Origin of the sequence: Dietzia sp. CH92, assembly GCF_032248695.1 — a bacterium.
GTDB lineage: Bacteria > Actinomycetota > Actinomycetes > Mycobacteriales > Mycobacteriaceae > Dietzia.
Map to the genome: position 1 here is coordinate 96752 of NZ_JAVHXC010000008.1, position 19529 is coordinate 116280.

General features: G+C 73.9%; 18 protein-coding genes and 1 riboswitch. Of the genes, 13 read left to right on the top strand and 5 right to left on the bottom strand.

The genetic code is table 11. The annotated features are described in order from the left end of the window. Positions 1 to 74 precede the first annotated feature (74 nt). On the top strand, positions 75 to 1049 hold the full coding sequence (gene sepH / locus RWK90_RS15580) for a septation protein SepH (RefSeq protein WP_314038531.1): 975 nt from the start codon (positions 75 to 77) through the stop codon (positions 1047 to 1049). 9 nt (positions 1050 to 1058) lie between these two features. Continuing rightward, a complete protein-coding gene (locus tag RWK90_RS15585; protein WP_314038532.1) occupies positions 1059 to 1967 on the top strand; it encodes a DUF6928 family protein in 909 nt (302 codons plus the stop codon). Positions 1968 to 2004: 37 nt separating this feature from the next. On the opposite strand, the gene RWK90_RS15590 is transcribed toward RWK90_RS15585, so the two are convergent. Together RWK90_RS15590 and RWK90_RS15595 are read right to left on the bottom strand one after the other, a co-directional pair. After that, positions 2005 to 2841 carry an RNA methyltransferase gene (locus tag RWK90_RS15590; RefSeq protein WP_314038533.1) on the bottom strand — a complete coding sequence of 279 codons (837 nt, stop codon included), beginning with the start codon at positions 2839 to 2841 and terminating at the stop codon, positions 2005 to 2007. Between the two features lie 28 nt (positions 2842 to 2869). Further along, positions 2870 to 4339, bottom strand: coding sequence for an NCS2 family permease (locus RWK90_RS15595; RefSeq protein WP_314038534.1), 1470 nt, complete (start codon positions 4337 to 4339; stop codon positions 2870 to 2872). 75 nt (positions 4340 to 4414) lie between these two features. Between RWK90_RS15595 and RWK90_RS15600 the strand changes: the two genes are divergently transcribed. Further along, the gene (locus RWK90_RS15600) at positions 4415 to 4684 is read left to right on the top strand and encodes a DUF2530 domain-containing protein (RefSeq protein ID WP_314038535.1); all 270 of its coding nucleotides are present in this window, start codon (positions 4415 to 4417) and stop codon (positions 4682 to 4684) included. A 7-nt stretch (positions 4685 to 4691) separates the two neighbouring features. On the opposite strand, the gene RWK90_RS15605 is transcribed toward RWK90_RS15600, so the two are convergent. After that, the gene (locus RWK90_RS15605) at positions 4692 to 5696 is read right to left on the bottom strand and encodes a DUF3027 domain-containing protein (protein ID WP_314038536.1); all 1005 of its coding nucleotides are present in this window, start codon (positions 5694 to 5696) and stop codon (positions 4692 to 4694) included. Positions 5697 to 5753: 57 nt separating this feature from the next. Between RWK90_RS15605 and RWK90_RS15610 the strand changes: the two genes are divergently transcribed. Genes RWK90_RS15610 through RWK90_RS15620 form a run of 3 tightly spaced genes read left to right on the top strand, consistent with a single transcriptional unit; the run spans position 5754 to position 8537 of the window. Next, complete coding sequence (locus RWK90_RS15610; RefSeq protein WP_314038537.1) at positions 5754 to 6647, top strand: glutaminyl-peptide cyclotransferase; 894 nt, start codon at positions 5754 to 5756, stop codon at positions 6645 to 6647. Next, a complete protein-coding gene (locus RWK90_RS15615) occupies positions 6640 to 8031 on the top strand; it encodes an MFS transporter (RefSeq protein ID WP_314038538.1) in 1392 nt (463 codons plus the stop codon). The genes RWK90_RS15610 and RWK90_RS15615 overlap by 8 nt, the downstream gene beginning before the upstream one ends. Beyond that, positions 8028 to 8537, top strand: a complete 510-nt coding sequence (locus RWK90_RS15620) for a DUF2771 domain-containing protein (protein ID WP_314038539.1) — start codon at positions 8028 to 8030, stop codon at positions 8535 to 8537. The genes RWK90_RS15615 and RWK90_RS15620 overlap by 4 nt, the downstream gene beginning before the upstream one ends. Before the next feature lie 69 nt (positions 8538 to 8606). Here RWK90_RS15620 and RWK90_RS15625 read toward each other — a convergent pair whose 3' ends face one another. Further along, entirely contained in the window at positions 8607 to 9008 is a 402-nt protein-coding gene (locus RWK90_RS15625) for a cold-shock protein (protein ID WP_314038540.1), read from the bottom strand. Positions 9009 to 9125: 117 nt separating this feature from the next. On the opposite strand from RWK90_RS15625, the gene RWK90_RS15630 reads away from it, so the two are divergent. Continuing rightward, on the top strand, positions 9126 to 9413 hold the full coding sequence (locus tag RWK90_RS15630; RefSeq protein ID WP_314038541.1) for a hypothetical protein: 288 nt from the start codon (positions 9126 to 9128) through the stop codon (positions 9411 to 9413). A gap of 182 nt (positions 9414 to 9595) precedes the next feature. Then, positions 9596 to 9755, top strand: a riboswitch (cyclic di-AMP (ydaO/yuaA leader). 11 nt (positions 9756 to 9766) lie between these two features. Beyond that, positions 9767 to 10405, top strand: coding sequence for a transglycosylase family protein (locus RWK90_RS15635; RefSeq protein WP_314038542.1), 639 nt, complete (start codon positions 9767 to 9769; stop codon positions 10403 to 10405). A gap of 110 nt (positions 10406 to 10515) precedes the next feature. Here the strand turns inward: RWK90_RS15635 and RWK90_RS15640 are convergent, their stop codons facing one another. Then, positions 10516 to 10716: a hypothetical protein gene (locus RWK90_RS15640; RefSeq protein ID WP_314038543.1), complete on the bottom strand. Its 201-nt coding sequence runs from the start codon at positions 10714 to 10716 to the stop codon at positions 10516 to 10518. Positions 10717 to 10819: 103 nt separating this feature from the next. On the opposite strand from RWK90_RS15640, the gene RWK90_RS15645 reads away from it, so the two are divergent. The 5 genes from RWK90_RS15645 (at position 10820) to nirD (ending at position 19057) form a co-directional block, all read left to right on the top strand. Next, positions 10820 to 13246 (top strand): helicase-associated domain-containing protein, encoded by a 2427-nt coding sequence (locus RWK90_RS15645; RefSeq protein ID WP_314038544.1) that lies wholly within the window; start codon positions 10820 to 10822, stop codon positions 13244 to 13246. Positions 13247 to 13313: 67 nt separating this feature from the next. Next, the gene (locus tag RWK90_RS15650) at positions 13314 to 14981 is read left to right on the top strand and encodes a DNA repair helicase XPB (protein ID WP_314038545.1); all 1668 of its coding nucleotides are present in this window, start codon (positions 13314 to 13316) and stop codon (positions 14979 to 14981) included. A 107-nt stretch (positions 14982 to 15088) separates the two neighbouring features. Beyond that, the gene (locus tag RWK90_RS15655; RefSeq protein ID WP_314038546.1) at positions 15089 to 15775 is read left to right on the top strand and encodes a DUF3239 domain-containing protein; all 687 of its coding nucleotides are present in this window, start codon (positions 15089 to 15091) and stop codon (positions 15773 to 15775) included. Positions 15776 to 15972: 197 nt separating this feature from the next. Further along, positions 15973 to 18531 carry a nitrite reductase large subunit NirB gene (nirB, locus tag RWK90_RS15660; RefSeq protein WP_314038547.1) on the top strand — a complete coding sequence of 853 codons (2559 nt, stop codon included), beginning with the start codon at positions 15973 to 15975 and terminating at the stop codon, positions 18529 to 18531. Between the two features lie 124 nt (positions 18532 to 18655). Then, a complete protein-coding gene (gene nirD / locus RWK90_RS15665; protein WP_314038548.1) occupies positions 18656 to 19057 on the top strand; it encodes a nitrite reductase small subunit NirD in 402 nt (133 codons plus the stop codon). Positions 19058 to 19529: the final 472 nt, after the last annotated feature.

Consider the following 19529-nt stretch of genomic DNA (forward strand, 5'->3'; position numbering starts at 1 on the left):
GGGGACGCGCCCAGGCCCCGGGCGGCGGTGGAGGTCGGGTCGCCGACGGGGCCGCGAGGAGTCGAGGAGGCGGCATGCGGAAGCTGAGGATCGTCGGTGTGGACACCGAGTCGTCGGTCGTCGAATGCGAGGTCCCGGACTCCGGCGAGAAGTTCTCCCTGCCGCTCGACGACCGTCTCCGGGCCGCCGCGCGCGGCGAGTTCGTGGCCGGCGGGTCGGACCGCGCGCCGGTGACCGGCACGTTGCGGCCCCGTGAGATCCAGGACCGGATCCGGCACGGGGCGTCGCCGGAGGAGGTCGCCGCGGACGCGGGGGTGCCGATGTCGCGCATCGAGGGTTTCGCCGTGCCCGTGTTGCTGGAGCGGGCCAACGCGGCCGAGCTCGCGCGGGCGGCGCACCCGGTGCTGCCGGACGGGCCGGCGCTCAACACGCTCGCCGACCGGGTGGGGGCCGCGCTGGACCGGCGCGGTGTGGATCCGGACCTGGTGACGTGGGACGCGTGGAAGGACCGCTCGGGCGGGTGGGTGGTCCGCACGTCGTGGCCGGCCGGCCTGTCGGATGACGCGAGCGCCACGTGGTCGTTCGTCCCCGATTCGCACGGGGGTTCCGCGCGTGCCCTGGACGAGGAGGCCGAGCGGATCCTGGACCCGTCCCGCGCCACGGAGCTGCGGTCGGTGTCGGCTCCTCCCCCGTTGCCGCCGGGTCCGCCGCCGATCCGCGCGGTGCCGCCGCCCACGTCGGTGACGCCGCCCGCCGGCCCCGTGCGCCCGGCCGTCGAACCGCCGCGTGTCGCCGAGCCGTCCCGCGGCGCCGAACCGTCCCGTGTCGCCGAGCCGCCGTCGGACCCCGGCGCGCGCCCGTCCGCCGCGCCGGCCGCCCGGGGCGAGGGTGCCGCACCGGCCTCCGGTGGTTCCGCTGCCGGGGACGACGACGACGAGGACTTCCTGCAGCCCACGCCCACGGAACCCGAGCGGCGCCCCTCGCGCCGTCATCCCACGATGCCGTCGTGGGAGGACGTCCTGCTCGGGGTCCGCGGTAAGGACGACTGAGTCACGGACATGGGCTATCACGTCGCGACCTTCTGGTACCTGGCGACCGACGATCCGGCGGCGCCCTTCCGGGCGGGTCTCCCGTCGGATCCCGGCTTCGCCCGTCGACTGCTGTCCCGCCTGTTCCCGACGGTGACCGTGGCGTCCCTGGGGGCGTTCCCGCTCAACCGGTCGGCGTCCGCCGGCCCGGGCGAGATCTATGTGGGGTCCTTTCCCGGACTCACGGTGGTGCAGACCCCCGTCGAGGGCCCGGTCGTGCCGTCGGCCGCGGCGGACACGTGGCTCCGCCTGGTCGAGGCGCCCACGGTGCTGCTGTTCGCGCAGGATCCCGAGGACGGGGTGAGCGGGTTCGCCCGCTGGGAGGCCGGGAAGCTGGTCCGGGCGTTCGCGGGGACCGATGACCGGATCGTCGAGGACGAGGGCATGCCCCTGCCGTTCGAGCGGCCCTACTGGGCGGGCGAGTTCCCGATCGACTCGGCGGTCGGCAACCCCCTGGCGTTGCCGTTCTCGCCGTCGTCCCTCCTCCACGCCGCGCACCGGGACTGGCTCGGCTTCGATCTCGAGCCGGGTGGCCTCGATGTGCCCGTGCACGGCTTCGCGACCGACGGCCGCCGCGAGGTGCGGCAGCACACGCCGCCGGCGGGTCCGGCCCTGCACGTGGCGGGCATGCCGGGGCGCGCGGAGCTCCACGCCGCCTCCCGTCGCGCCGCCGGCTCCGACGAGGACGGCGGGCCGGCGGGTGCGGGTGCGGCGTCGCCGTACGAGGACGACGACTACGAACGCCTCCCCTCCGGCTCGGGCCCGCGTCGGGCCGCGCGCGTGGACAGGGTGCGGGGGCTGGCCGGCGTCGTCGGCGACGCGGTCCGCCGGGGTGCCGGCGCGGTGTCCGATCGCATGCGCCGCCGCCGCTCGGGGTAGCCGCTCCCACGATCTGCCGGGATGCACGTCCTCGGGATCAGTCGCGCCGGGCCCGCTCGTAGAACGCGACCGCGGCCGCGGTCGCCACGTTGAGGGAATCCGTCCCGGCCGTCATGGGGATGGCCGCCCGCACATCGCAGGCGCGCATGGCGTGCTCGGTCAGTCCGGGTCCCTCGGCCCCCAGCACGAACGCGACCTTGTCGGCGTCGACGGCGCGGGACAGGGGCGTCTCGGCGGACGGGGTCAGCGCGACCGTGCGGAACCCGCGTGCGCGCAGGTCGTCGAGGCCTCGCTGCCAGGTGGTGGGGGTGCCGGGCAGGTGCGCGAACGGCAGCCGCAGGACGTGTCCCATCGACACGCGGACGACGCGCCGATAGAGCGGGTCACCGGTGGCGGCGCCGAACAGCACGCCGTCGACCCCGAGGGCCGCGCAGTTGCGGAAGATCGCGCCGAGGTTCTCCGGGTCGTTGACGCCCTCGAGCACCACGAGCGTGCGCGCGGTGTCCACGACCGCGTCCACGGCCAGCGGGGCGGGGCGGTCGGCGGCGGCGAGGATGTCCCGGCTCGACCGGAAGCCGATCACCTCGCTGAGGACGTCCTTGGTCGTGCGCAGGTAGACGGCGTCCCGGGCCCGCTCGTCGGCGTCCCAGCCCTCGCCGGCCGCCTCGCGGCGCAGCTGCTGCAGGCGGGCGTCCGTGCCGAGCAGGACGTGGGGCCGGAAGCGGGACAGCAGCATGCGGCCCACCACGTAGGTGCCCTCGGCGATCACCAGCCCGCGTCCGCCGGGCAGATCCGGCCGGCGGTCGGAGTTGTTGAGATCGCGCAGGTCGTCCAGCCGGGGGTCGGCGGGATCGGAGACGTCGACGACCTTCACCGTTGGGGTCCCCTCTCCCGCCGACCGCTCAGGCCAGCGCGTCGGTGATGGGCCCGATGCCGAAGTAGACGACGAACGCGGCCGCGACGATCCACAGGATCGGGTGGACGGTGCGCGCCTTGCCGGTGGCGGTGGCCATGACGACCCAGGCGATGAAGCCGATGCCGATGCCGTTGGCGATCGAGTAGGTGAACGGCATCGCGACGATCGTGAGGAAGGCCGGTAGCGCGACGGCGAAGTTCGTCAGATCGATCTGCTTGATCTGGGCGATCATCAGCGCGCCCACGATCACCAGCGCGGGCGCGGCGGCCTCGACCGGGACCACCTCGTAGAGCGGGGTGAAGAACATCGCGAGTAGGAACAGCGCGCCGGTGACGATGTTCGCCAGGCCCGTACGGGCGCCCTCGGCGATGCCGGAGGCCGACTCGAGGAAGACCGTGTTCGACGACGACGAGGTCAGTCCGCCGGCGACGGCACCGAAGCCCTCGACCACGAGGGCGCTCTTCATGTTGGGCAGGTTGCCCTTGGAGTCCATCAGCTCGGCCTCCTTGCCGAGGCCCGTGAACGTTCCCATGGCGTCGAAGAAGTTGGCCAGCAGCAGGGTGAAGACGAACAGGCCCGCGGCCAGGGGCCCGATGCGGGTGAACGCGCCGATGAGGTCGACGTTGCCGATGAGGGCGAGGTTCGGGATCCCACCGAGCGAGTCCGGGATGACCGGAACCGCGAGGCTCCACCCGGTCGGGTTCGGCTCGCCGTCCACGAAGGACGGGCCGGCGTCGGCGAAGGCCTCGACGATGACGGCGAAGACGGCCGTGACGACGATGCCGATGAACAGCCCGCCGCGGATCTTCCGGGCGACGAGGACACCGCACAGCAGGAGGCCGACGACGAAGACGAAGGTCGGCCAGGATGCGATCGAGCCGCCGATCCCCAGCCCGACGGGGACGGTGGTGTTGGCGGCGTCCGGGAGGCGACGCACGAACCCGGAGTCGACGACGCCCACCATCGCGATGAAGAGGCCGATACCGACGGCGATGGCGGCCTTGAGCTCGGTGGGCACCGCGTTGAACACGGCGGTGCGGAACCCGGTGATGGCGAGGATGACGATGATGACGCCCTCGATGACTATCAGGCCCATCGCCTCCGCCCACGTCACCTCGCGCGCGATGGTGACGGCGACGAGCGAGTTGATGCCGAGGCCCGTCGCGAACGCGAACGGGTACCGCGCGATGGCACCGAACGCGATGGTCATCACACCCGCGGTGAAGGCCGTCACGGCGGCGATCTCGACGATCGAGAGCTGGTTGCCCTCGACGTCGGTGCCGGAGCCCAGGATCAGCGGGTTGAGGATGATGATGTAGGCCATCGCGAAGAAGCTGACGAGCCCGCCGCGGACCTCGCGCCCGATCGTCGAGCCCCGCTCGCTGATCTTGAAGTAGCGGTCTACCGCCCCGATCTTGGCGGGGGGCTGCGACACGGCCCCGGTGCTCTGCGACATCTGGCGACCTTCCTGGTCTCGGGTGGGGAACCGTCATAGAGTAACCGGCCACCTGCCTGCGGTAGCGTCGCGGTCATGACGGACGAGACGACGGACACGCAGGTACCGCCGATCCCGACCTACCTGTTGGACCCTCGTCCGGTCGTGATCCTCGGGACCCTGGCGTGGACGCTCGCCCTCCTGGCCCACATGCTGATGACCGATGTCGACATGCGCACGGTGGTGTTGTGCGCGGTGGGGATCGGCGTCGGGGCGCTCGGGTCGCTCGTCTACGCGCTGCAGCGCCGCGCGGTCCTGCGCGGCAGTGCGGGAGCCCAACAGGGGTTGGACTTCGACACGGTCTGACCGACCGTCAGTCCTCGGCCTCGTCGCGCGGGGGCGCGGACTCCCCCGCGGTCGTGGCCTCGCCCGAGGGCCCGGCGGACTCCTCCGCGGTCGTGGCCTCGCCGGAGGGCCCGGCGGACCCCGCGGCCGTGGCCTCGCCGGCGGACTCCGCGGTCGTGGTCTCGCCGGCCGCGTCCGCCCCGGCGGACCGGGCGCGAGCGGTGGCGGCGAGCTGCTGCGGCAGGACGATCACGTCGACGGCGGCGTCGTCGTACGCCTCGGGTACCGGCGGGGTCGAGTCACCGGGCACCCGGACCTCGCTGTGCGCCCCGCAGCCGTACTCGAGGTGCACGGTCTGCCCGTCCGCGGCGTACTCGTTGGCGCAGATCCCGAACATCGTGCCGAGTGAACCGGCGACGGGCACCAGGAAGCCACAGGTGCCGCAGTGGTGCTTGGCGCCGCGGGCGATCTCGGACTCGGGCCCGCGCTCGGCGGCCCAGCGTTCGGCGGCGGCCGAGCGCCCCTCCCGGCTCAGGTGGCGGGGGCGGCCGAGCCCGATGGGCCCGGCGGCCTCGTCGAGCGCCTCGTCTCCGCTGGAGGTGTGGCCGGGTACGAGCCGCTCGTCGTCCTCCGCCGGCGGCAGCAGGTCCCCCGGGCCGAGGTCGCCGGGCCGGATGCGCTTCTCCCACGGCACCCACTCGGGGGCGACCAGCGCCTCGTCGCCGGGCAACAGCGCGATCTCGTCGACCGTCACCTCGCCGCCCGGGACGAGGGCGAGCACGCACGCCCAGTACCAGCCGCGGTACCCGGGCAGTTCCGAGGCGAAGCGGTGGGTGGTGGTGAACGCGGCCTCCACGGTGACGCCGAGATGCTCGCCGACACCGCTGGTGGCGAACTCCTCGGTCGCCGCGCGCGCCACGTCCACGCCGGAGGCCAGCCGCTCGCGCAGCGCGGCGTCGAAGCCCGAATTCTCCTCGGCGTCCGCGACGGCCGCGCCCTGATCCGTGCCTACCTCGGTGTTCACGCCTCCCATTATGCGCATCTGCGTGGGGAGGACACGGTCCGGCCCGTCGTGCGGCATCCTGGGGGCATGCGCAGCGTCCGCCGCCCGGTCGGCCCCCTCCTGGTATCCCTGAGCCTGATCGCCGCGTCAGCCGCGTGCTCGGGAGACGGCGGGGGCGAGCCGGCCTCCGCCACCTCGGCGAGCACCTCGCTGGCCTCCTCCAGCGCACCCGCCGGCGCGTCGTCCGCCGGGGCGACGGCCCCGCGCGTCCCGGTCGGCCCCTCGGAACCCCGTCCCGCGCGCGGGTCGGTCGAGGTGGTGCGCACCCTGGAGCACGACCCCACCCTGTTCACCCAGGGGTTGCAGGTGGTCGGGGGCGAGATCTACGAGTCGACGGGCAGGTACGGCGGTTCCGTGGTGCAGCGCCGCCCGCTCGACGGCGGGGACGCCGTGACGGTGAAGATGGAGGACGACGAGTTCGGCGAGGGCCTGGCCGTCACCCCCGACACGGTGTGGACGCTGACCTGGCAGAACGGGGTCGCCCACAACCGCGATCCGCAGTCTCTCGAGGTCCGGTCCGAGGTGGGGTACCAGGGCGAGGGCTGGGGTCTCTGCTCCGACGGCTCGGGGCTGGTGATGAGCGACGGCAGCGAGACCCTGACCTTCCGCGACCCGGTGACGTTCGAACCGACCGGCACCGTCACCGTCACCTCGGGCGGGACGCCGGTGAGGAACCTCAACGAGCTGGAATGCGTGGACGGCGACGTCCTGGCGAACGTGTGGATGACCGACGAGATCGTCCGGATCGACCCGTCCACCGGTGAGGTCACGGCCATCTACGACGCCTCCGGGCTGGGCCGCCCCCGCCCCGCGGACCCCGACGCGGTGCTCAACGGGATCGCGGCGCTACCCGGGTCGGAGAACGTCCTGGTCACCGGCAAGCTCTGGCCGGAGATGTACGAGGTGCGCCTCGTTGGCTGAGCGCCCCCGGACAGCGGCACGGCGCGCCGCGGCGACCGCCGGTCGGGGCGTCCGGCGGGTCTTCCACGCCGATGGCGCTGACCGCTCGGGCCTGGCGCCGCTGAGCTACGTCACCGTCGCCAACTTCGCGTGCGACGCGATCCTCGCGGTCGCGTTGGCGAACACCCTGTTCTTCTCGGCGGCGACCGCGGAGTCGCGCGGCAACGTCGCGCTGTACCTGCTGGTGACCGTCGCGCCGTTCGCGCTGGTGGCGCCCGTCATCGGCCCGGCGCTCGACCGGTTGCGCAGCGGTCGGCGGCTCACCGTCTCGCTCACGTTCACGCTGCGCGCGGTGCTCGCGGTAATCCTCGGCCTCAACTTCGACACCTGGCTGCTCTACCCCCTGGCGTTGGGCATGCTCGTGCTGTCCAAGACGTTCGGCGTGGTCAAGGCGTCCATCACGCCGCACGTGCTGCCCCCGGCGCTGGACCTGGTCCGGACCAACTCGCGGCTGACGGTGCTCGGGCACGTCGGCGGCAGCGTCGTCGCCGGGGCCGCGGCCGGCGTCGTCGCGTGGATCTGGGACTCCCCGACCGCGCTCTGGCTGCTGGCGGCGGTCGCGCTCGTGGCGGCCTACGTCGCCATGACCATCCCCGCCCACGCCGAGGCGTCGGAGGACGAGGAGTCCGCCACCCTGCGGATCGAGCGCGCCGGGTCGCTCACGAGCGGCCTGCGCGCCGTGCTCACCCGGCCGCTCGGGAGGAACGTCCTGGCCAACCTGTGGGCGGTGTCGCTCGTCCGGTTCATGACCGGGTTCCTCACCTTGTATCTGGCGTTCGTCGCCAAGGCTCAGGAGGACGCCTCCGCGCTGGAGCAGGCGGGCCTGCTCGCGATCGCGGGCGCGGCGGGCGGTTTGGGCACGTTCGCCGGTAACGCGGTCGGCGCCCGCCTGCCCCTGGGCCGACCGGGCCGCATCACGAGCACGGCCGCGGGGGCGGCGTTGGCCACGGCCGTCGTGGCCGCCGCCCTCGGGACGCTCTGGGCCGCCGCCGTGCTGGCTCTGGTCGCCGCGGTGTGCAGCGCGCTGGGCAAGGTCGCCCTGGACGCGTCCATCCAGACGGACATCCCCGACGCCGCGCGCTCGTCCGCGTTCGGCCGGTCCGAGACCGCGCTGCAGCTGGCGTGGGTCGGCGGCGGGGCGCTCGGGGTGCTGCTGCCGCCGGACTTCACGGTGGGCTTCTCCGTGATCGCCGCGGTCGGCGCCCTGCTGTTCGCGCAGTCGCTGCTCACCGCCCGCGGCTCCACGCTCGTGCCCGGCCTGGGCGGCAACCGGCCCCGGTTCCCGGGCGGGCCGCGCGACCCGGGTTCGGCCCGGACCCGCCTGCTCGGCAGAATGGAGGAGTGAGTTCCCACAGCGATGCCCCGTCGACCGGTCCCCGTGTCCGCCCCGTCACCTGGGCGATCCTGGCGTGGATGATCATCATGATCTCGGCGATCGTCGGCGCGTGGCAGGGCTCGGAGTCCCGGTACGGGGCGCTGCCCGAGATCACCGTCGCCACGGACCGGGGCCACGTGAAGGTCCTGCCGTTCACCGCGACCGACCTGGACGGGACCACCTACACCAACCCGGTGGGCGAGTTCCGCATCCGGGACGAGCACACCCTCTCGGTCCGGCTCCCCGGCGAGCTGCGCTCCTCGACGATGGACGTCTACGAGGTCCGTGCGAACGGCGTGCGGGACTACACCGTGGAGGCGGACGGCCCGGGCCAACTGCTCATCCCGGTGACCACCCCGGAGGAGGGCCGGATCGAGGGCCTGGCCATCCGGTCGGTGGCGATCGTCTACGCCGCGGACGGCTCCGAATCGATCCTCAACGGCGAGTGGTCGGTCGGGTTCACCTACGAGGACTGACCTCCCGCGCAGACCCGCCCCGCGGGACGACGGGGCCGGGCGCGCCGGCCCGGCGCCCGCCGCGCGGGGTCAGGCGTCCAGCTCCCGTGCGACCGCGCGCAGTACGGACGCCACCCGGCTCGAGACCTTGTGGTCGGGCCGGTGACCGCGGCGCAACTCCGGCTGGACGGTCGACTCGAGGACCTTGATCATGTCCTCCACCATCCCGTGCAGCTCGTCGGGCGAGCGCCGGGGGCCACCGCGCGGGGCGCGCTCCTCGGCGACGGCCGGCTCCTCGTGCACGACGACACGCAGCGCCTGCGGGCCACGGCGTCCGGAGACCATGTCGAACTCCACGCGCTGGCGGGGTCGCAGGGTCTCCACCCCGGCCGGGAGCGCGTCGGCGCGGACGTAGACGTCCTCGCCACCCTCCTGGGACAGGAAGCCGAACCCCTTCTCCGCGTCGTACCACTTGACCTTGCCGCTGGGCACCGCGAACCACCTTCCGTCCCGGGCGCGCACGAGCGCGACCGACAACTCCACTGACGCCCAGAGACTACCCTCGTGCACGTTGGTGCCGGCCGCGAGGCGAGCGGTACCCTCCCGTGTGTGACCTCCGACGATCGACGCCCCGCCGACGACCCCTGGACACCCGACGCGCCCGCCCCCGGCGAGGGGGCCGGTCCCGCGCGGCCGCGTCGCCGCGGATTGTTCGTGGCCGCCCTGGTGATCTTCTCGATCGGCGTCGTCTTCACGATCGTCGCCGCGCTGACCCCGTTCGTGCTCGGCCGTGACGCGCCCACGATCCTGTACCTCGGCGCCATGTTCTTCACGCCGATCGGGTTCCTGCTGGGTCTGGCCTACGCCATCATGGGCTCCCGGCCGCCGAAGGTGTGACCAACCCCACCCGCCGGATAACACCCCAGGTAACGAGCAGATAACGAGCGGCGACTTCCGGCCGCGCGACGTCCTTTTATTTCGGAATGGTGACGATCCGGCATCGAGCCGTTATTGTTCCGTAGCAGACTCGTCAGCGAGTCGGCATCGGCCGCACACACCGAACCCCGCCCTGCGGCCGACGCCCTCAATGACCGTTACCCGGGCGGGGACGGGGGACCCGATCGGGCCCACCACGGGCCCGGCGGCCGCGAGGTCGCCTTGGGGTGAAGCCGCCGACGGCGGCCGGACGCACTCGTTCCGAACCCGACAGCTCACCCCGTAGGCACAGAGTGAAAAGGACTGACGCGTACATGACCTCGTACACCGGACGCCACCGCGCCGCCACCCCCTCCTCCGCGCCCAGGAACGCCGTGAAGGTCGTGCTCGCCGGCACCGCCTTCTCCGCCGCGGGCCTCGCGCTCGCCCCGGCCGCCAACGCCGCCCCCGACTCCGACTGGGACCGTCTGGCCCAGTGTGAGTCCGGCGGCAACTGGGCCATCAACACCGGCAACGGCTACCAGGGCGGCCTGCAGTTCTCGCCGAGCACCTGGGCCGCGTACGGCGGCACGCAGTACGCGCCGACGGCCAACCAGGCCACGCGCGAGCAGCAGATCGCGATCGCCGAGAAGACCCTCGCCGGTCAGGGCTGGGGCGCCTGGCCCGCCTGCTCGGCCAAGCTGGGCCTGAACTCCGCGCCGACCCCGCGTGACCTGTCGGCCCCGAAGCCGGCGCCCGCCCCGCGCCCGCACGCCGACACCGCCGCGCCGGCCGCGCCCGCGGGTGTCAGCGCCGCCGACCACGTCGCCACCCTCACGGCGTTCGCCCAGAGCCGCGGTGTCGCCCTGCCGATCACCGAGAGCTACGAGGCCAACAAGGCCGCCGTCGACGCCGCGTACGCCGGCAACAAGGACCTGGTGGACGGCTTCTTCGCCACCTACCTGGGCAACTGACCCCAGCGGAACCCGCTGACCGGTCCCCCGGACCACGAGAAAGGGCCGCCACCCCCTGCAGGGAGTGGCGGCCCTTCTCGTTGCTCGGCGCCGCGCCGGGCGATCAGCTGTCAGGCCACCCCGGGGGCACCGTTGACCACGGTGTGCGGGTGGATGTAGCCCAACTCCTCCTGCGGCAGCGGGAAGGTCTCCTGCCCGAACGGGGAGAGTCCTCCCGCGACCAGCGCGGCGAGTTCGGTGACCGGGTGCTCGCCGAACGAGGCGTCGGGCCAACCCGGGTTGTCATAGGTCAGATTCTTCTTGGCAGCCACGTGCGTAGTCTCTCACCTCCGCGCCGATTCGGCAGCAAGTGGGTCGGTTACCCCTCGGACCGGTTCTCATCCCCGGCGCGGGCTCACTAGGCTGGGACGGATCATGCCGAGCTCCCGAGCCTCCTCCCGCGGTTCCGCCCCGCGGGGCGCCGCCGCCCGCCAGGGTGCCGCCCGCCCCGCCGCCGCCGATGCGCCGGACTTCCCCGCCTGGCTGGCCGGGCTGCCCGACGACTCGCTCGTGCGGGTGTGCGAGCTGCGCCCGGATGTGGCCACTCCCCCTCCGGCGTCGCTGGAGGTGCTGGCGTCGCGTCTGCGCCTGCCCGCCTCGACGGCGCGCGCGGTGGGGACGCTGTCGTGGCCGGAACTGTTGGTGTTGGCCACGGCCGCCGCGGTGGGCGCCGATTCCGGGGCCGTTCCCCTGGGCGCGGTGTCGTCGCGGTTGGGGGTCGACGACGACGAGGTGGTCTTCCGCTCCGCCGTGACCCGTCTGCGGGACCTCGTCCTGTTCTGGGGCGGGGAGGACACCGTCCGGTTGGTTCCCGTCACGGCGGTGGCGGCCCGGTCGGCTCCGGTGGTGGCGCCGCACCCGGGCGAGCCCGCGGGGGCGGCTCTCGAGGAGGCGTGGGCCGGGTTGTCCTCCGCCGCGTCGGGGGTTCTCGAGGCCATCGCGCGGGGCCGTATCCCCGCCGGGGCTTTGGGGGCGGGCGCGTCGGAGTCGGTGCGCGCGGCCGCGTCGGAGCTCGCCGCGGCGGGGCTGGCGGAGTTGACCGGGGAGGACGACGCCGAGCGGGTCGTGCCCCGCGCCCACGCCCTGGACCGCGCACGCCACGGGGCCCGTGACGACGGGTCGTCGCTGCTCCACCCGCCGGCGTGGGCCGTTCCGCGCGCCGGGGGGCGTCCCGACCGGGCGCGTGAGGTCGACGCCTCCGGCGGCGTGGCGGCCCTGGACCTGTTGCACCGCTGCGACTCGGTGCTGGCGGCGCTGTCGAGCGCGCCGGCGGCGACCCTCAGGGCGGGCGGCGTGGGGGTCCGCGAGTTGCGCCGGGTGTCCCGGGCGTCCGGGCTCGAGGAGTCCGAGCTTCCCCTGCTGCTCGAGGTCCTCGCGGCGGCCGGGCTCATCGCCGTGGGCGACACCGAGGTGGGCGATCTCGAGTACGACTCGGTGTGGGCGCCCACCGAGGCCGCGGACGTGTGGACGGCGCGCGAACCCGCCCGCCGCTGGGCCGAGCTCGTCGTGGCGTGGTGGTCGATGCCGCGCACCCCGTGGCGGGTCGGCTCCGAACTCGAGGGCGGCGGGACCCTCCCCGCGCTGGGTGACCCCGTCGGCCCGCCCGGGCCGACCGAACGCTCCCGGGTCCTTAAGGCCCTGGCGGCCCTGGACCCCGCCGCGGAACCACCCGAGGCGCTGCTGTCCGAGGTGGTGCGGTGGTCGGCGCCGGTGTGGTTCTCGCGCGCGGGTTCCCGGCCCGTCTCGGAGACCGTGGCCGAGGCGCGACGGATGGGACTCGTCGTCGGGACCGTGGCCACCTCCGCCGCCCGGCACCTGGTCGCCACCACCCACGGTGCGGCCCCCGGGGCGGGGGCCCCCGGCGGCGCGTCCTCCGGCGCGGCGGGCGCCCCGGTCGAGGAGCTCGAGCCGATCCTCACCGCGGCGCTGCCCGACCCCGTCTCGGAGGTCATCGTCCAGGCGGACCTGACGATCCTCGCCCCCGGTCCCCTCACGCCTGATCTCGCGGCGGAGTTCGCCCTGCTCGCCGACGTCGAATCCGCCGGCGCCGCCACGACCTACCGCGTCACCGAGACCTCCCTGCGCCGCGCGCTCGACGCCGGACGCACCGCGGCCGGGATCCGCGATCTGCTCGCCCGCACCTCCGTCACCCCGGTCCCGCAGTCGCTCGACTACCTCATCGAGGACGTCGCCCGCCGCCACGGCCGCCTGCGGGTGGGCACGGCCCTGTCGTTCCTCCGCTGCGACGACCCCTCGCTCGTCGCGCAGGTCCTCGTCTCCCCCGTCGCCGAGAGCGCTGCGCTGCGCTCGGTCGCCCCCACCGTCCTGGTCTCCCAGGCCCGGCCGCTCGACCTGGTCGAGGCGTTGCGCGCCCACGGGTTCGCGCCGGTCGTCGAGGACACCTCGGGCGCGGTCGTCGCGCTGTCCCGGCCGGCCGCCCGGGTCAGCGCGTCCCGCACCACCCGCGCGCCCCGCGTGCCCACGCGCCCGCCCACCACGTCCGAACTGCGGGCGGCGGTCGCGGCGATGCGCTCGGCCGACCGGGTCCGCTCGGCCCGCGGTGCCACCGCGGGGGCGTACACCGGCGAGGCCGCCATCGCCCGCCTCCACGAGGCCGCCGGCACGGGCACCGCGGTCACCGTCTCCGTGGTCGACTCCGCGGGCCGCTCCACCGCCCGACTGGTCGTGCCCGCCACCGTCGGCGGCGGCCGGATCGAGGGCATCGAGCCCGACTCGGCCGAGCCCGTGGTCCTCCCGCTGCACCGGGTGATCTCCGTCTCCGACGTCGAACCCACCCGCTGACCCGGATTTCTGGACAATGGAGGGTCGGGCCCACGCGGGCCCGGAGAAGACCCCGAGGAGGCCCCAAGTGAGCGGTGGACCGCTGATCGTCCAGTCGGACAAGACCGTGCTGCTCGAGATCGACCACGAGCAGGCCGCGGACGCCCGGCAGGCGCTGGCCCCGTTCGCCGAACTGGAGCGCGCGCCCGAGCACGTCCACACCTACCGGATCACCCCGCTGGCGCTGTGGAACGCGCGCGCCGCCGGGCACGACGCCGAGCAGGTGGTCGACGTGCTCGTCACCTACTCCCGCTTCCCCGTGCCGCAGCCGCTGCTCGTGGACATCGCCGAGACCATGGCCCGCTACGGCCGGCTGCAGCTGGTCAAGAGCCCCGTCCACGGTCTGACGCTCGTCTCGCTTGACCCCGCCGTGCTCGCCGAGGTCAAGCGGCACAAGAAGATCTCCCCCATGCTCGGCGCCGACATCGACGCGGACACGGTGGTCGTGCACCCCTCCGAGCGGGGCCGCCTCAAGCAGGAGCTGCTCAAGGTGGGCTGGCCCGCCGAGGACCTGGCCGGGTACGTCGACGGCGAGGCCCACGAGATCGCGCTGTCCACCGAGGAGCAGCAGTGGGAGCTGCGCGACTACCAGCAGATGGCCGCCGACTCGTTCTGGGCCGGCGGCTCGGGCGTGGTCGTGCTGCCGTGCGGCGCCGGCAAGACGATGGTCGGGGCGGCCGCGATGGCCAAGGCCAAGGCCACCACGTTGATCCTCGTGACCAACACCGTCGCGGGGCGGCAGTGGAAGCGCGAGCTGCTCGCCCGCACCACGCTGACGGAGGACGAGATCGGCGAGTACTCCGGGGAGCGCAAGGAGATCCGCCCGGTCACCATCGCCACCTACCAGGTGATCACCCGCAAGACCAAGGGCGTCCACCGGGCGCTGGAGCTGTTCGACTCCCGCGACTGGGGGCTGATGATCTACGACGAGGTGCACCTGCTGCCGGCGCCCGTGTTCCGGATGACCGCCGACCTGCAGTCCCGCCGCCGCCTCGGCCTGACCGCCACGCTCGTGCGCGAGGACGGCCGGGAGGGCGACGTGTTCTCCCTCATCGGCCCCAAGCGCTACGACGCCCCGTGGAAGGACATCGAGGCGCAGGGCTGGATCGCGCCCGCCGACTGCGTCGAGGTGCGGGTGACCCTCACCGAGAACGAGCGGATGCTGTACGCGACCGCCGAGGCCGAGGACAAGTACAAGCTGTGCTCGACCGCCCGGACCAAGATCCCGGTGGTGAAGAAGATCCTCGCCCGCCACGCGGGCGCCCCGACGCTGGTGATCGGCGCCTACCTCGACCAGCTCGAGGAACTGGGAGCCGAGCTCGACGCGCCCGTCATCCAGGGGTCGACGTCCAACTCCGAGCGCGAGAAGCTGTTCGACCGGTTCCGCAGCGGCGAGATCTCCACACTCGTGGTGTCGAAGGTCGCCAACTTCTCCATCGACCTGCCCGAGGCCAGCGTCGCCGTGCAGGTGTCGGGGACGTTCGGTTCACGTCAGGAGGAGGCCCAGCGGCTCGGCCGGCTGCTGCGACCCAAGCACGACGGCGGCCAGGCGCACTTCTACTCCGTCGTCTCCCGCGACACGCTCGACGCCGAGTACGCCGCGCACCGGCAGCGGTTCCTCGCCGAACAGGGGTACGCGTACCGGATCGTCGACGCCGACGACCTGCTGGGGCCGCCCATCCCCGAGGTGGGCTGAGCCCGCCCTGCCCGCCGCCGCGGGCGGGGCGGGGGGACTCCCCCTCGGGCGGGGCGGCGGGACTCACCCTCGGGCGGGGCGGTCGCGGTAGCTGGGATACTGGGGCCATGTCCGCAGATCGCGCCCCCCGCAACCCGCACGAGCAGTACCGTCTCGCCGACATCCCCGTCGACGACGCCTGGGTCCGCAAGCACAACGAGAGCCTGGCCGAGGTGCGCCGCCTGCAGTGGTCCGCCGGCCTCCTCGGGGTGATCGTGCTGGCCGCCGGCATCGGTCTGCTCGTGTACGCCGAGTTCGCGGCCTGGGGCTGGATCGTCGCGGTGATGGCGGCCGCGTTCGCGATCGGTTGTCTGGCGATGATCGGCTACATCCCCCGCAAGATGGGCTCGATGCAGCGCACCTACGCCACCTCCGAGCTCGTCCCCGCCGTCATCGCCGAGGTCCGCCCGCGCGGCGTGACCCTCCTCGCGCTGGTGGACCGGGCCGTCGACCGCTCCGCCGGGAAGCTGCCCGCGCTGGTCGCCCGCAACACCGGCGCGATCCCCGGGCACGAGTCCAGGGTCGGCGAGCGTGTGCCCTGCGTGGCCGTGGTGGGCAACCGCAGCGCGCGCGGCCGCGACAACCTCTACCAGTTCATCTCCCCCATGCCCGTCGCGTGGGCCACCTCCGACAGGGCCGCCCTGCGCCGGTTAGAGAAGGAGATCCCCTCGGGCGAGTGGGAGCGGCTGCGCCAGAACATCGACCGCGTGGCCGAGGTCCAGGCCGTGCCGACGAGCCTGCTGCCGCTGGACTGAGTCGACGCTCCGACGCCCCCGCATCCCGCCGCCGCTCCGGGGCCCGCGTCCCGCCGCCGCGCGCCCGCGGATCGGCACCCTCACCCCGCCCCGGGTCCCGTGTGAACTAAGCGTCACGGGACCGTGATCCGACGCCACAGTCCTGCAACACCGCCTTCCTAGCCTGGTCCGCACAGGTTCGCCAAGGAGGTCCAGGAATGACTGAGCACATCGTCGTCGTCGGCCACGGGATGGTCTCCCACCGCTTCGTCTCCACCTTCGGCACGCGGTACCCCGAGGCCGACGTCGCCGTGACGGTGATCGGCGAGGAGGCCGATCCCGCCTACGACCGGGTGGGACTGTCGGCCTACGTCGGCGAGTGGCAGCGCGACGCCCTGCACCTCGACGACGCGCGTCACTCCGCCGACCCCCGCGTCACCGTGCGCTCCGGGCGGCTCGTCACCGCCGTCGACACCGCCGCCCGGCGGGTCGAGCTCGACTCCGGCGAGCACGTCGCCTACGACACCCTCGTGCTGGCGACCGGGTCCCGCGCGTTCGTCCCGCCCGTGCCCGGCCACGATCTGCCCGGCTGCCACGTCTACCGCACCCTCGACGACCTCGACGCGATCCGCGCGGCCGCCGAACGGGCCGGGGTGGGCGCGCACGGCGTGGTGATCGGCGGCGGGCTCCTGGGCATCGAGGCCGCCAACGCCCTGAGCCTCCTGGGCCTGACCCCGCACGTGGTCGAGCGCAACGACCGGCTCATGCCCGTGCAGGTCGACGGTCGCGGCGGCGCGTTGCTGTGCGACCTCATCCGCGACCGCGGCATCGACGTCCACCTCGGCGTGACCGACACGGTGATCGAGCCGGGAACCGGACCGGACGGAGCCGAGCTGCGGGTCGCCCTGACCGGTGACGACGGCGAGACGGTGAGCGTGGACGCGGCCCTCGTCGTGTTCTCCGTCGGCGTCAGGCCCCGCGACGAGCTCGCCCGCGCGGCGGGGATCGCGCTGGCCGAGCGGGGCGGCGTGCTCACCGACCGGGCCTGCCGCACCTCGGACCCGCACGTCTACGCGATCGGCGAGTGCGCGGCCATCGAGGGCACCTGCTACGGCCTGGTGGGGCCCGGGTACACCTCCGCCGAGGTGGCGGCCGCGCAGATCGCCGACGCGCTCCTCCCCGGCGGGTCGGGGGCCACCGAGTTCACCGGCGCGGACCTGGCCACCAAGCTCAAGCTCATGGGCGTGGACGTGGCCAGCTTCGGCGACGCCCACGGGCGCACGCCCGACTGCCTCGAGGTGGTGGTGGACGACCCCGTCGCCCGCACCTACTCCAAACTCGTCCTCAGCGACGACGCCCTCACGCTGCTCGGCGGCGTGTTCGTGGGAGACGCGGGCCCCTACCAGCTGCTCAAGCCCCTGCTCGGGCGCACCTTGCCGTCGTCGAACCCCCTGGCCCTCATCACCCCGGGCGCGGCGGCCGACTCCGGCGTCGGCGTGGAGTCGCTGCCCGACGACGCGCAGATCTGCTCCTGCAACGCCGTCACCAAGGGAGATCTCCGCGAGGCGATCTGCGGCGGGGCGTGCGACGTGCCCGCGCTCAAGGCCTGCACCCGCGCCGGCACCTCGTGCGGGTCGTGCCTGCCGCTCATGCGCCAGGTGCTCGAGGCCGAGGGCGTGGAGCAGTCCACCGCGCTGTGCGAGCACTTCGAGCAGTCCCGCTCGGAGCTGTTCGAGATCGTCACCGTCACCGGCATCCGCACGTTCTCCGGGCTGATCGCCCGCTTCGGCCGGGGCATCGGCTGCGACATCTGCAAGCCGACCGTCGCCTCGATCCTCGCCTCGACCAGCTCGGATCACGTCCTCGACGGCGAGCAGGCCGCCCTGCAGGACACGAACGACCACTTCCTGGCCAACATCCAGAAGAACGGCACCTACTCGGTGGTGCCGCGCATGCCCGGCGGCGAGGTGACCGCCGAGCAGCTCATCGTGATCGGCGAGATCGCCCGCGACCACGACCTCTACGTCAAGGTCACCGGCGGCCAGCGCATCGACCTGTTCGGAGCGCGCGTCGAGGAGCTGCCCGTCATCTGGCGCCGGCTCGTCGACGCGGGCATGGAGTCCGGCCACGCGTACGGCAAGTCACTGCGGACCGTGAAGAGCTGCGTCGGCACCTCGTGGTGCCGGTACGGGCAGCAGGACTCCGTCGCGATGGCGGTGCTGCTGGAGACCCGGTACCGCGGGCTGCGCGCGCCGCACAAGATGAAGATGGCCGTGTCCGGGTGCGCGCGCGAGTGCGCGGAGGCCCGCGGCAAGGACATCGGCGTCATCGCCACCGAGACCGGCTGGAACCTGTACGTCGGCGGCAACGGCGGCGCCACCCCGCGGCACGCGCAGCTGCTGGCCGGCGACCTCACCGACGACCAGCTCATCCGCTACATCGACCGCACCGTGATGTTCTACATCCGCACGGCCGAGCGGCTGCAACGCATGGCCCCGTGGCTCGAGGCCCTCGAGGGCGGGCTCGACCACCTCCGCGATGTCGTCTGCTCCGACTCCCTCGGCCTGGCCGCCGAGCTCGAGGGCCGGATGGAGGCGCACGTCGCCGGGTACGTCGACGAATGGGCCGCCGTGCTGGACGACCCCGACAAGCTCAGCCGGTTCGTGTCCTTCGTCAACGCGCCCGAGGCGCCGGACCCCACCGTGCAGTTCGAGCAGCGCGACGGCCGCAAGGTGCCGGTGCTTCTCGGCTCCCCCGCGATGCCCGCCCGCGTCTGACCCGGGGCGCTGCCCGACCCGGGCCAGCACCCGATCCGATCCGTCGCCTGACCCGGACCCGACCGCCTCCCGACGGTCGCCCGACCCACTTCCACCCGACCCACGTCCATCCGAGGAGTACGCCATGACCGCCATCCTGATCCGCCCCGCCCGCGCCGCCGTTGCCACCGAGATCGCCGTCTGCGCCATCGACCGCCTCGTCCCCGGGCGCGGCGTCGCCGCCCTGCTGCCGGACGGCCGCCAGGTGGCGGTGTACGCGCTCGACGACAACTCGGTCCACGCCGTGTGCAACATCGATCCCGTCGCCCGGGCGGCCGTGATGAGCCGCGGGCTGGTGGGCGATCGCGCGGGCGTGCCGGCCGTGATCTCGCCCATCGGCAAGCTGGCCTACGCGCTCGAGGACGGTCGCGGCCTCGACGACCCGACCCGCGGGATCTCGGTGTTCCCCGCCCGGGTCGCCTCGGACGGCACGGTCTTCGTGGCCACCGAGCCCGCGGTCCGGCACGCCGGGGCGGTGGCTGCATAGCGCGGCCCACGCTCGCGGCCCACGCTCGCGGGCTGCACGGCGGGCCTGCGCCGCGGCCGGCAGTTTCGCCGCGGCCGGCAGTCGCCGAAACAGCGCGACCGGCTCCACCCGGCCGTGCCCCGCCCCGCCGATGCTGACATCGCGGCAGCGCGACCGGCTCCGCCCCGCCTATGCTGACATCGCGGCAGCGCGACTGCCCCCACATACGCTGCCGCACTGGCCTGCGATCGCAGAATGCACGCCACACGAGGGGTTGCGCTGCGTGTCTGGACCAACCCGCCAGCGGAAGCCCACGACGCAGCGCATCCACCGCCACCCGCGCTGGCGAACTGCACGCCAGGCCCACCGCCGCAGCACACGCAGCCCGCCGGGAAGAACTCACGCTGGCGAACTGCACGGCGAACCAGCCCTCGCCGGCCCATCCGCCCCGCGGCCGCCGGCTGATCACGCCCGCCCGCGCCCTCCCGCGCCC